This window comes from Armatimonadia bacterium (genome assembly GCA_039679385.1).
Classification (GTDB): Bacteria; Armatimonadota; Zipacnadia; order Zipacnadales; family JABUFB01; genus JAJFTQ01.
Window position 1 is genome coordinate 1 of the sequence record JBDKVB010000126.1, and the last position, 12,873, is coordinate 12,873.

Genomic DNA, 12,873 nt, shown 5'->3' on the forward strand with positions numbered 1-12,873 from the left:
GTCTTGAATGATGCGCAATCCTAGAGGGAAGCTCACAACCAGCCTAATCTCCCCTCTATGTACCTACCCAATCACTCACCATCCCTATTCCCAACCACCTCCCCCGCAACATAACAAAGCGGTGAACTAACAGAACCGTCCTCCATACTGGAAGCGACCACTCGATCCAGTCGCCCACTCCCGCAACCCAGCGAGGCTATCGGCGACATGGTAGGGAGCTCTTGCGGGTCCCAAAGCCGCCCATCGTCGGCAACACTCTGACCGCCACACTAGGTCTCGCCTACACTCACCACGCCCTTTGCCCCGTGCAGAGCTCGACGCACGTCTCATGCCACTGCGTTGCCCTTCTGACGCCCGCCTGCCACGAGTTCCCTTCATAGCCTGACACGGGGTGTGTTCGGCGCGGCAGATAACTAAGGTGCGTGTATATCGGTATTGATGAGAGGATATGTGGTATGATTATCGAATAACCAGTGCAAAGGAGGGGACTGATATGCTGCCGGATAGCGGACTTCTTGTCAGGGCGAATCTCCATACCCACTCGCACGCAAGCGCGGGCAGTCTCGCGCCCTTCGACCACAACCATTCGCCGGATGCCTCTCAGTTGGTGAAGAGCGGCGCCCAGTACCATCTCGGCTGCCTCGCCATCACAGACCACGCCGAGACCGTGACGCAGCAGGAGTGGGACGCAAACGCTACGGCCGCCGACAGCGCTCCTGACGGCCTCGTGGTGCTTCGTGGCTTCGAGTGGACGCACGTTACGGGCTTGTGGGAAGGGGATCACGTCAACGTCTTCGGGACGATCGACCAGGTGAAGTCGACCAAGGCGGAGAACCAGGCCGCCTGCGGGGAGACGCTCGGAGACCTGCACTTGTTGTACAACTGGCTGGCGTCTGCAGGAAGCCTCTACGATGCTCCCGTGGTGGCCCAGTTCAACCACGTCGCCTTCGCTGGACCCCACTTCGACCATTTCGCGCCTCCGCCGTCAGAGGCCGTGCGGGACGTCCTTACCCTCGCCGAACTGGCGATCACGAGGCCCTTCACGGCGAGCGATGGTGCGAGGGCGATGACCTGGAACAGCTTTCCCGTCTTCGTCCAGAGAGGCGAGCCCCGCTGGCGGCAAGCGCTGGCGAACGGCTGGCGTCTCTCCCCCACTCTGAACGCTGACAACGACGGCGTGCTTGAGCCCAGTGCCCGGCGCTACCACACCGGGATCTTCCTCAAGCCAGGCAGCTCCCCGAGTCGCAAGGCAATACTCGAGGCGCTGGCGGCACGGCGCACCTTCGCCTCCCAGGATGGTGATGCCGAGATCCAGTTGTGGTATGGCCAGGACTTCATGGGTAGCACGGACGTCCGGGTGGCGCCGGGATCGAGCTTCCGCCTGATGTATCGCCACCCGGAGTCCCACGCCGACCATCCGGACCTGGACATGGGACGCTCGGTCTCAGTTCTGCAGGGGCAGGAGCATCCGCTGCCCGATGCGCAGCGGGAAGGCGACTTCTGGGTCTGGGATATCGCGGCTCCCGCCCAGCCCGGTGAGTACTACCTGTATGCGCGCCTTCGCCAGCCGAGTCAGCTGCACCCTCTCTGGGGCGACTACCTCTTCTCGGCCCCCATCTGGTTCAGGGTGTGAGCGGAGTGAGCTGCGCGGTTAGGGCAGAGTCACTGTCTCGCTGAGCTGGCCCTGTGCGCGGAGTGTCTGGGTTTTGTGCAGTGTGCTCTGCTGTGCGAGCGCCTCCACCAGCGGTTCGCAGGGCACCCTCGGGTACGTCGACTCTTCGGTAGAGAGCAGTGAGAATAGCGGGTTCGCTTCGGTGCGCCCGCTGCCTGTGAGCATATCCCACAGGCTCTTGGGGGTAGCGTTGCCGCTCCCGTGGTGCCCAACCTTGTACAGTGTGGTGGCGCCCAGGCCCTCGGTGAGCTCAGGTTGGCTGAGCGCGTAGCTCCAGTTCTCAACCTGCGCGTCGCCTGCGAAGAGCAGCCGATGATGCCCCACCTCAAGCAGCAAGATGATGCTCGTGTTGTTGAGTGTATCCTTGAGGGAGGTCACAATCCACTGTACGTTGTACACCTGCGCTCGGTTCACACGCTCGATCACCCAGCGGTCTTGCGGCGTTGCCTCTGACTGGTCCAGGGTGGGTGCCCCGGGGAGGACCAGGTCGCAGCCGTCCTCACCGGGCTTTCCTCCGGCCATAGTCTCAACCGCAGCTTTCTGCAGCTTCCAGAACTCCGGTCCGTGACTGGCTTGCTTGCGGGTCCCCTGCGTCTGTTTGAGCGTCGGTGGCCCAAGCACTCGAACACCGACTCCGGGCAGAAGGGCCAGGAGCTTCTCGGCCTTACACCCGGCGTGGACGTACTCGCACTCCGCAGTGCCCTCAAGCCAGGCGACAGCCGCCTTGTTGTAGATGTTGACACCCGCAAGGTCTTCCAGGCGCCTCTGCACCCCCTCCGAGACGCCGAGGAGTGCCTTCGTCGGCTCTCGAAGTCTCGCCAGGAGTGCGGCCGCATACTCCTGGGCGGCAAGGAGCCCTTCTCGGTACGCCGCCACGGACAGGTGCTTTTGCTCTCCCTCAGCCGGCCCCTCGTATTTGCTGTCGGCCTCAGGGTCCTCGGTCCACGGCTGTACCACAAGGTCTGGTTTGAGCTTGGCGAAGACCTCGCCCGGTCCATCCTCCCCGAAGGCGCTGATGTGGTCACTGTGCCGGTGGGTCGCAACGATCGCATCGAGCTTGCCGCCACAGTCCTCGGCCACCTTCTGCGCGACCTTCAGCATGTGGCCGCGAGGCGCCTTGTGGGTGCCGCAGTCGATCAGAAGGTGCCGGGTTGCACCGCCGGTGTAGGGGATTGCGAGCAGGAAGCAGTCACCAAACTCCACGTCGTACATCGTAACGCGGGCTTCACCTGTCGGCTGGTGGTTCGTCTTCGCTGTCGGTGCCATCTCACCACTCCTCCTTCGCAAGACGCCCGGAACGCTGCAGGTGCATGAGTGCGAATCGCTGGCCGGGACACGAGTGGTCGCTGACCCCGTAGCGCCCATCCTGGCCGCTGAGGCCGTTCTCCCACACGTACTTCAGCCGCCTGCCCTGGCGCGCCGGAGCGTCGAGCCGAGTCCGGATGTGGTACTTGAGGCGTGAGAACTCATCGAACACCAGGACTCCGCCCCCGTACAGTCGGACCGGGGTCTCGTCGGGCATGTCCTCTGGCTTCGGGATACCTTCGGGAGCGTTGTCGCTTCTGAGGTCCGCCAACTCCCCGGCCTTCAGGTCGAGGACCTGCATGTACTCGCTGACTGTCTCGTGCAGGGAGAACCCATCAAGTCCCAGCCTCACGCAGGGCCTGACAGAGAGCACCCCGGTATGCACCCCTTCGAAGAGCCCCAGCGTCCTTCGGTTCTCCCAGAGCAAACGGAACACTTCGTCGCGGTCGCGATGCAGCGAATCGCGATGCACGGTGTCGTAACGCAAGCAGTTCTCGTTGGCCGGTCGCTCCCAGCCGCCTTCCTCAAGGATTGTTCCTTGCTCCGAGGCCGGGACACCGATCGACAGGGACGAACTGGTCGCAGGCAGGATGCCCCACCTTGCGAACTCGCGTCGCAGGAGGATGCGGTAGTGGTACTTCCCGTCGTCGGGGACCAACTCGCGGTCTGCCGTCAACAGCGCCGAGAGGTAGTCGCTGAAGGTCACGTCCACGACCGGGCAATAGTCCAGGGCACGAATCGCGATGGTCAGCAGTTGCCCCGCTGCCTCAGCCCCGTCCTCGGCCACTCGATCCACGGGCACCCTTGTGTCGAGCTTCGGCAACCAGCCCTTCAGCCTCGCACACCATACTTCGACGAAGGCGTTCAGCATCGCCGCTGAGAAGATCTCGCCGCGCACGTGCGCCTCCTCGAACTCGCTTGTGCCCAGTGCTTTCGCGTCCGGTAAGCGATCGACCGAACGGCGCAGTGCGTCGTTGCGTCCCCTGCTGGCTTCCCGGCCGAACTGCTCCGCCAGGCCAAGTAGCACACTGCGCCGAAGGGCGTTCGGCTCCAGATTGGCGCGGTCAATCTGGGTCGGGGCCTTCCCTTGGCCACCGAGCAGCGCTGCCACGATCTCCGGCAGTCCGAACACAGACAGCAGCGCAACGACGTCGGCAAAGCCCTCATGGAAGCCCGCCTGGTCCGGCGAGGAAGGCAGCGTGTAGCTGTCCTTCAGGCCGTCCAGGATCGCATGGGTCGTCTCATGCGCCACGACGTCGTGGGACAGACAGGTGAACACCGGGGCATCGTCGCTGCCCTGGAAGTACCCAAACATCAGCGCCCTGTCCTCTTCCGAGTAGTAGGCGTTTGCCTCGGCGAAGGCGTGTGGAACCACGTTGATCTGGTGACTCGGGAAGCCCCAGGAGACCCTCCGCCCAAGAGCGGCCTCGAACCGTGTCAGGATTCTCATGACGATCGCGTAGACGTTCTGTGCATGGAAAGCGGGCGAAGACAGGAGCTCGTCGTCTGCTACATCCTCGAACCGGTCGCAGTAATCGCACACCTTCGCGGTCTGGTACAGCCGGTTCTGTGCGGAGTCGTAGTCTGTGACCCGCACACGGTACCCTCGCGGACCTGAATCAAGGTGCTCAAAGGGCACCTGGACCTTGGCTCGCAGCATCCGCCCGTTCTCCGCCTCGCGCACCGAAGGGTCCTGAGCAAGGATCGTCAGCGTCCTTGTGACCGTCGACCTCTCCATTTCCACTCATCCCTGTTCTCCTGTATCCTGCAGCCCTCGGCTATTGCTCCTCTCTGCCAGACCTACATGCCGTCTGGCAAGGGCCACTGAACATCACCTGGGGCTGTCGTTCGCTACGGCAGCGCTCATTCCTTCCTTTTTTGCCCTCATGATACGCTTTTTCTTGTCTTATGTGTCACGCAGAAGAATTGCCGCTTCTTCTGTGTCGAAGGAGCCGTTTAGCGGGACTTGTGTCTGCTCGCCCTGACCCAGTCGGAGAGCTGATGGAGATGTCGAGGAGTGAACTGCTGGAACTGGGTCCTGGGAGCAGGGGCCTTGAGGAAGGGCTGACACGGCCAGGCCGTCTGACATGCCCGACGGCACGGTATGGTGCGCGGCGGCCATCTCGGGGCAAAGGGCATGCGCTGCTCGCGTGCGCGAGGGAGGGATGCGGGCGGGCCTCGGAGAAGGGCCCGAAGAGCGCAGACACAAGGCACAATCGTATCGGACGGCCTACAGTGGGTGCTGTAGCGGCAAGGGGGGACCCAGTGAACCCGGAAGAAGAAGCGAGACAACAGATCGACGAGTTGCTTACCGCCTGCGGCTGGGAGGCTCAGGACTGCAAGGCCCTGAACATCTCGGCCGCTCGTGGCGTGGCCGTGCGTGAGTTCCCTCTGCTGTCCGGCTATGGCTTCACCGACTACCTGCTCTATGCCGACGGCAAGGCAATCGGCGTCGTCGAGGCGAAGGCCGTCGGGTCCACGCTCACCGGGGTCGAGTGGCAGTCCCAGGGCTACATCCAGGGCTTGCCGCCGGAAGTTCCCTCCCACCGTCGCCCCCTACCCTTCCACTACGAGTCCACCGGCATGGAGACCCGCTTCACCAGCCGCCTCGATCCCGAGCCTCGCAGCCGAGAGGTCTTCGCCTTCCATCGGCCCGAGGAGCTGGTCCGGCTGGCTCGGCTCAACTGCCAACTGCGGGGCGGGCTGCAGTCGCTGCCCGAGCTGAAAACGAACGGCCTGTGGCCCGTGCAGGTCGAGGCCATCCAGAATCTGGAGAGGTCGCTCGCCGACAACCGCCCCAAGGCCCTGATCCAGATGGCTACGGGATCGGGCAAGACCTTCACCGCCTCCAGCTTCTGCTATCGCCTCGTGAAGTTCGCCGGGGCCCGTCGCATCCTCTTCCTCGTGGACCGCAACAACCTCGGGCGGCAGGCGGAGAAGGAGTTCCGCAACTACCTGAGCCCCTACACCAACCTGAGGTTCGGTGAGGAGTTCAACCTCCAGCGGCTGCGGTCGTCGGCGATTACCGACACCAGCCGGGTTTGCATCTCGACCGTGCAGCGGCTGTTCTCCATCCTGCGAGGCGAGGACATCGACGAGGAGATCGAGGAGGAGTCCTGGTTCGACCTGAACACGAGCCTGGTCCGTGAGCCGGAGCCGATCACCTACAACCCGGCCATTCCCATCGAGACCTTTGATGTGATCGTGGTGGACGAGTGTCACCGCAGCATCTACAACCAATGGCGTCAGGTTCTGGACTACTTCGATGCCTTCATCGTCGGTTTGACGGCCACGCCGACCGCCCACACCATCGGCTTCTTTGACCAAAACCTCGTGATGGAGTATGGTCACGAGCGGGCGGTCGCCGACGGAGTCAATGTCGGGTTCGACGTCTACCGCATCCGCACGAAGATCAGCGAGCAGGGGGCGACGCTGGAGGCGGAGCCGGGCTTCTATGTGCCGCACCGTGACCGCCGCACACGGGCGAAGCGCTATGCCGAACTTGACGACGACCTGACCTACACGGCCAGCCAACTGGACCGGGAAGTGGTCAGTGCCAGCCAGATTCGCACCGTCGTCCGCACCTTCAAGGAGCGGTTGTTCGTTGACATCTTCCCCGGTCGCACCGAGGTGCCGAAGACGCTGATCTTCGCCAAGACCGATTCGCACGCTGATGACATCGTCAAGGTCGTGCGGGAGGAGTTCGGCAAGGGCAACGACTTCTGTGCCAAGATCACCTATCGCACCACCGGCAAGCCCGAGGAACTGCTGCAGTCCTTCCGCAATTCCTACAATCCTCGCATCGTCGTCACCGTGGATATGATCGCCACGGGCACCGATGTGAAGCCCTTGGAGTGCCTCGTCTTCATGCGGAATGTTGCCAGTGCCGGTTACTTCGAGCAGATGAAGGGCCGGGGTGTACGGGTCATCGATTCTGACGAACTGCTGACCGTTACGCCGGACGCCAAGAGGAAGACCCACTTCGTGATCGTGGACGCCGTCGGCGTGTGCGAGCGGGACAAGACCGAGAGCAAGCCCCTCGACCGCCAGCCCTCCGTGTCGCTGGAGGAACTGCTGACGCTTGCCGCCCGTGGAGTGGCCACGGAGGACCTCGCCTCGACGTTAGCCTCTCGTCTTGCACGCCTGAACTGCGAGATGAGTGACGAGGAGCGAGAGAGCATAGCGGACCTGACGGGTGGACGGGACTGCGGTCACCTTGCAGGAAACCTGCTCCGAAGCATCGACCCGGATGAGCAGGGCAGGCGGGCGGCGGAACTGGCGGACGACCTGGGCCGCCAACCGACCGAGGACGAACTGACCGAGATGAACCGGGATATGATCGCCGAGGCCCTCCAGCCCTTTCACGATCCGAAGTTGCGGGAGGCCCTCCTTGCCATCCGCCGCTTACTGGAGCAGACCATCGACGAGAAGAGCATCGATGAGGTCCTGCAGGCCGGGCACGACACGCAGGCCCTGGAGCGGGCAAAGGAGATCGTCGGCGGCTTCCGCCAGTTCATCGAGGAGAACCGGGACCGGATCGAGGCCCTGCAGATACTCTACTCCCGGCCGTACCGCGCGGGGCTGCGGTATCGCCACGTCAAGAACCTGGCCGCCGCCCTGAAGACCTCGCCACTGCACGCCGAGCCGCAGCAGGTGTGGGACGCCTTCCGACTGGTGGAGCCGGGACGGGTGCGGGGCGTGGGCGGCAAGCAACTGGCTGATGTGGTCGCCCTCGTGAGGCACGCCATCGTGCCCGAGGAGCCCTTGGTGCCCGTGGCACAGACCGTGAGCCATCACTATAGTCAGTGGCTGGACGAGCAGGAGAGGGCGGGCGTGCGATTCACTGAAGACCAACTGAAGTGGCTGGAGGCGATCCGGGATCACATCGCCGCCAGCCTGCACATCGAGAGGGACGACTTCGAGTTGCCGCCGCTGAGTCAGTTCGGCGGACTGGGCCGGGCGAATGAGTTGTTCGGCGACCGCCTGCAGGCCATCCTCGACGACCTCAATGCGAGGTTGGTGGCGTGAGCGAGAACGACGGGGTGCCGCCGGGTTGGGCTGTTGCCCGGCTACGGGAAGTCACCATCCCTTGTGGGACAAGGAACCCTCGCACTTGCGGCGACGGCGAGTTCGCCTATGTTGACATCGACGCTCTCGACAACGCCCACCAGCGGATCGCCACGCCGAAGTGGCTGCCCAATGGGGGGGCACCGAGTCGGGCCCGGATGCGGATCGCCTCGGGCGATGTCCTGTTCTCGCTTGTGCGGCCCTACTTGAAGAACATCGCCCTCGTGCCGGATGAGCTGGATGACCAGATCGCCTCAACCGCCTACTGCGTGTTGCGGCCGGCCGAAGCCATCGCCAGTCTGTTCCTGTTCTACTTCATCACCCAAGAGGCTTTCATTCAGTCCGTTCCCACCTATGGCAACAGCCCTCCCGCCGCTCGTGATGAGGAGTTCCTCGACCTGCCACTCCCCATCGCCCCACTCCCCGAGCAACGCAGGATCGTGGAGAAGATCGAGGAGTTGTTCTCGATGCTCGACGCCGGGGTGGCGGCGTTGGAGCGGGTGCGGGCGAACCTGAAGCGTTACCGGGCCTCGGTGCTGAAGGCGGCGGTGGAGGGCAGGCTGACCGAGGAGTGGCGGGCGAAGCATCCCGACACCGAACCAGCGTCGGTGCTGCTGAACCGCATCCTGCAGGAACGCCGACGCAAGTGGGAAGAGGACCAACTGGTCAAGTTCGCCGAGAAGGGCCAGAAGCCCCCGGCGGGCTGGCAGGCGAAGTACAAGCCCCCGGCCCCGCCGGACATCAGCGATCTGGCCGACTTGCCGGAGGGGTGGGCGTGGGCGAGTGTGGGACAACTGGGAATGCCCGGTCAGCAAACAGTGCTGACGGGACCATTCGGCACCGATCTGGGCACTGGTGATATGGTGACAGCAGGAACACCCCTGTTGACGATTGGCTGCCTCACACACAGCGGGCTTTCGTGGGCGAAGGCGGTGTACGTATCTCAGACGAAGGCAGACGAGCTATCTCGCTATGTTGTTAGGACGGGGGATGTGCTTTTCTCACGCCAAGCATCTGTCGGCAGGGCTGGGCTTGTCACCGGGCAGTTCGCCGGAAGCCTCATCAACTACCACCTGATGCGGCTCAGGTTGCAGCCACAGACGGTCATCCCGGCCTACTTCGTTGTCTACGTCAGGGGGGCGGACACCGTGCGTGACTACGTCCGAGAAGTGAACCACGGTGCCACCCGAGACGGAATCAACACCGAGCAACTTCTGAGTATGCCCGTCGCACTTCCCCCACTCTCCGAGCAGGCCGAGATCGTCGCCGAGGTGGAGCGGCGACTATCGGTGGTGGACGAGATCGAGATGGAGACGACTGCCGGGCTGAAGCGTGCCGCCCACCTGCGGCAGTCCATCCTGAAGCGGGCCTTCGAGGGCAGGCTGGTCCCGCAGGACCCCACCGACGAACCCGCCAGCGTGCTGCTGGAACGGATCAAGGAAGAACGCCAACAGGCCACATCGCTTGCGTCGCCGACCCGCAGGAGACATAATGCAGGGACCCGGCAGAGCCGCAAGTCCTGACGCACCACATCACTTGGTTGCGTCTGCCAGACGCACAGGAAGGGAGAGAGGTCACCGTGATCCAGACTGTGGCCCTGCGAAGCAACCGTGCCTACGGTGGCCGGATTCCACCCGCCCCGGTCGGGCACTTGCTGACAGTGGTGCCCAAGGTGGTCCGTGGGTGCGTTTCGATGGCCTATCAGCGTCGCAGCAAGAGTCTCGGTACGCCGTCGTCCTGGCTGGTTGCGGCGTCGGACGTGCGGGTGGTCGAGGTCAAGGCGGACCACGACACCATCGTGCGGTTCGACGCTCCGCCTCTGGGCGAGGCCGCCAAAGAGCTCTACACGCAAGGCGAACTGTGGTCCACAAGGCCCGACCCCGAGGACACTGCCTTCGACCTGCTGGGTGATGTGCTGAAGGATGTGAGCAGTGAGAACGAAGACAGCGAGCGCTTCGACCAGGATCTTCTGAGGAGTCTGGCGGCGTTCAAGCAGGTTCTCAACGGGTCCTACCACGAGATGCTCGTCAGCGGGGGGCGCTACAGTGTCGATGCCCCGGCCGTGATGGACAAGGCAACGATTGCTGCGGCGAAGACGCTATGCGAGAAGACCCCGGCACAGACCCGAGTGCGGCTGGTGGGCGTGTTGGACGCAGTGCGAATCAGCACGCAGACTTTTGCCCTCAAACTGGATGACGGGCACGAGGTGCAAGGGGTGTTCGGGCAGGGAGACTTCGACGGCGTCCTCGAACTGCTGAAGGCTAAGCAACGGGTTCTGGTAAGGGGCGACGCTAGCTATCGCCCATCTGGCCAACTCCTTTTGATCGACGCCGAGGAGGTATCGGCAGGAGAGGGCCAGTCGCCCATATGGTCCCGTGTGCCACAGGCTGCTGAGGGACGCCTGAACAGGCCGAGCCTGCACCGCAGACAGACCAAGTCATCGGGGCTGGCAGCAATCGTCGGCAAGTGGCCGGGGCACGAGACCGACGAAGAGATCGCTGAGGCCCTGAGGGCACTGCGATGACAGCAAGTCCCGAGGAACTCGTTGTGCTGGACGCCAACATCCTTGTCCACCTGCTGAGGATGGACTCGACGGGCACGGCGATCGAGGCCGAGCATCGACTCACGGCGAGACGGGAGCGCCCCATCCTGTCGTCCGTGGTCGAAGCCGAGATTCTGAGCTTCACCCGCTACAATCGGTGGGGCCAGGAGCAGATCGACCTGTTGCTTGACCTGCTTGGGACACTGTTGCGAGTGGACGCAGGCCATCCTGATGTTGTCGCCGCCTACATCGACCTCTACTGTGAGGCCAGGCGAAGAGGACGCTATCGGCAGTTCCGCCAGAACGACCTGTGGATCGCCGCCACTGCTCGTGCTGCCCAGGCTGTGGTCTACACCATGAACGGTAAGGACTTCGACTGGATCGATCCGGCTTACCTCAAGATCGTGCACGTGAGGCAGGCCTGATGACCAACCAGACCCAGCAGATCGTTAGCCATGCCTGGAACTTCGCCCACGCCCTGCGGGACGACGGGCTGTCGTATATGGGCTACACCGAGCAGATCACCTTTCTGCTGTTCCTGAAGATGGCCGAGGAGTTGTCCTTGCCGCCCTACAAGCGGGAGCCGATGGTGCCCAGGCACCTCGATTGGCAGAGCCTGCTGCGCCTCGACGGCGAGGAACTGCTGATCCACTATCGGCACATCCTGGAGGAACTGGGGCGGCAGGGCGGGATGCTCGGTGCGATCTTCCGCCGGGCCAAGGCCGAGGTGCAGAACCCGGCCATCCTGCGGCGGCTGATCGTGGAACTGATCGACCCGATCAAGTGGTCGGCGATGGACGCCGACATCAAGGGCGACATCTACGAGGGGCTGCTGGCCAAGAGTGCCGAGGAGTCACCCAAGGGGGCCGGGCAGTACTTCACCCCGAGGTCGCTGATCCGGGCCATCGTGGAGGTGATGCGACCGGGCCCCGAGGACACGCTCTGCGACCCGGCCTGCGGCACCGGGGGCTTTCTGCTGGCCGCCCACGACTATGTGATCCACGAACACGGGCGGGACCTGGATCAGGCCCAGAAGCAGCACCTCAAGAGCGGCTTCGTGCAAGGGACGGACATCGTCCCCAACACCGCCCGCCTGTGCGTGATGAACCTGTTCTTGCACGGCGTCGAGGGCGACCCCTGCCCCATCGAGTGCGTGGATTCGCTGGCGACGGAACCGGGCGACCATTTCACCCTGGTGCTGACCAACCCGCCCTTCGGGAAGAAGTCCAGCATCGCCGTAGTGAGCGAGAGCGGAGAACTGGAGAAGGAGGACATCGCCTACGAGCGGACCGACTTCTGGACCACGACCAAGAACAAGCAACTGAACTTCCTGCAGCACTGCCGCTCACTGCTCAAGGCGACAGGCCGCTGTGCCATCGTCGTGCCGGACAATGTCCTGTTCGAGGGCGGTGCGGGCGAGACGGTCCGTCGGCACCTGCTGGAGCAGTGCGAGGTCCACACGCTGCTCCGCTTGCCCACGGGCATCTTCTACGCCCAGGGCGTCAAGGCGAACGTGCTGTTCTTCGACAACCGCCCCGCCCGTGAGCAACCCTGGACCGAGAGGCTGTGGGTCTACGACCTGCGGACGAACCAGCACTTCACGCTGAAGCAGAACCCGCTGCGGCGTGAACACCTCGACGACTTCGTCGCCTGCTACAACGCCGGGAGCCGCCACGAGCGACAGGAGACGTGGTCGGAGGAGAACCCTGACGGCCGCTGGCGGTCATACAGCTATGAAGAACTGGCCAAGCGGGACAAGCTGAATCTGGACATCTTCTGGCTGCGGGACGAAAGCCTGTCGGAATCGGAGAGTCTGCCAGAGCCCGAGGTGCTGGCTCAGGAGATCGCCGAGGACCTGGAGGCGGCGCTGGAGCAGTTCAACCAGATAATGAACGGTCTGGGGGCCGAAGGGTGATCCAGGGGCGTCCGCTCCGCCGGCCGTCACTGGGGCGGAGCGGGTAGCTGACCCTTCGACCGCACATGCAGTGGCCGGACCCGGTCACACCGGGAACGCGGCGAGCAGGCGATGCAAGGCCAGGGCTCCCCGTGAGGTCGCCGAAGCGCTCTACGGTAGCCCCGTCCGACCGCCCTCAGGGGGCACGACCTCATATGCGCTAACTTAGGTGCAAGATGCGGGGCGGAAGAGCGGGCAAGTGGCGCAGTGTGCGGCGTTTCCGCTTGCGTGGCGCGTCGCGCAGGTGGCGGTCAAGGCGGTGCAGTGCCCCCAGCAGGCGCGTCAGGGTCACGAGGCCGCGGATCGCAGCCGAGAGAGCCTCCGCCAGCATCC

General features: G+C 63.9%; 8 protein-coding genes. 6 read left to right on the forward strand and 2 right to left on the reverse strand.

Going from position 1 to position 12,873, the window contains the following annotated elements; all coding sequences use genetic code 11:
- The first annotated feature begins 493 nt into the window (after window positions 1–493).
- Window positions 494–1,633: a hypothetical protein gene (locus tag ABFE16_14015; protein ID MEN6346411.1), complete on the forward strand. Its 1,140-nt coding sequence runs from the start codon at window positions 494–496 to the stop codon at window positions 1,631–1,633.
- A gap of 18 nt (window positions 1,634–1,651) precedes the next feature.
- Here ABFE16_14015 and ABFE16_14020 read toward each other — a convergent pair whose 3' ends face one another.
- Window positions 1,652–2,938 carry an MBL fold metallo-hydrolase gene (locus tag ABFE16_14020; GenBank protein MEN6346412.1) on the reverse strand — a complete coding sequence of 429 codons (1,287 nt, stop codon included), beginning with the start codon at window positions 2,936–2,938 and terminating at the stop codon, window positions 1,652–1,654.
- Window position 2,939: 1 nt separating this feature from the next.
- Window positions 2,940–4,721, reverse strand: a complete 1,782-nt coding sequence (locus tag ABFE16_14025) for a hypothetical protein (protein MEN6346413.1) — start codon at window positions 4,719–4,721, stop codon at window positions 2,940–2,942.
- 521 nt (window positions 4,722–5,242) lie between these two features.
- Between ABFE16_14025 and ABFE16_14030 the strand changes: the two genes are divergently transcribed.
- The 5 genes from ABFE16_14030 to ABFE16_14050 are packed head-to-tail and all read left to right on the forward strand — an operon-like array spanning window position 5,243 to window position 12,501.
- Window positions 5,243–8,005: a DEAD/DEAH box helicase family protein gene (locus tag ABFE16_14030; protein ID MEN6346414.1), complete on the forward strand. Its 2,763-nt coding sequence runs from the start codon at window positions 5,243–5,245 to the stop codon at window positions 8,003–8,005.
- Window positions 8,002–9,567, forward strand: a complete 1,566-nt coding sequence (locus tag ABFE16_14035) for a restriction endonuclease subunit S (protein ID MEN6346415.1) — start codon at window positions 8,002–8,004, stop codon at window positions 9,565–9,567. The genes ABFE16_14030 and ABFE16_14035 overlap by 4 nt, the downstream gene beginning before the upstream one ends.
- 56 nt (window positions 9,568–9,623) lie before the next feature.
- Window positions 9,624–10,568 carry a hypothetical protein gene (locus ABFE16_14040; GenBank protein ID MEN6346416.1) on the forward strand — a complete coding sequence of 315 codons (945 nt, stop codon included), beginning with the start codon at window positions 9,624–9,626 and terminating at the stop codon, window positions 10,566–10,568.
- The gene (locus ABFE16_14045) at window positions 10,565–11,011 is read left to right on the forward strand and encodes a PIN domain-containing protein (protein MEN6346417.1); all 447 of its coding nucleotides are present in this window, start codon (window positions 10,565–10,567) and stop codon (window positions 11,009–11,011) included. The genes ABFE16_14040 and ABFE16_14045 overlap by 4 nt, the downstream gene beginning before the upstream one ends.
- Entirely contained in the window at window positions 11,011–12,501 is a 1,491-nt protein-coding gene (locus ABFE16_14050; GenBank protein ID MEN6346418.1) for a class I SAM-dependent DNA methyltransferase, read from the forward strand. Before ABFE16_14045 ends, ABFE16_14050 begins: the two co-directional genes overlap by 1 nt.
- The last annotated feature ends 372 nt before the right edge of the window (window positions 12,502–12,873 follow it).

Bases quoted from the DNA above. Each gene is read 5' to 3' on its own strand.
- ABFE16_14015 (MEN6346411.1), top strand. From the start codon at position 494: ATGCTGCCGGATAGCGGACTTCTTGTCAGGGCGAATCTCCATACCCAC.
- ABFE16_14020 (MEN6346412.1), bottom strand. From the start codon at position 2,938: ATGGCACCGACAGCGAAGACGAACCACCAGCCGACAGGTGAAGCCCGC.
- ABFE16_14045 (MEN6346417.1), top strand. From the start codon at position 10,565: ATGACAGCAAGTCCCGAGGAACTCGTTGTGCTGGACGCCAACATCCTT.
- ABFE16_14050 (MEN6346418.1), top strand. From the start codon at position 11,011: ATGACCAACCAGACCCAGCAGATCGTTAGCCATGCCTGGAACTTCGCC.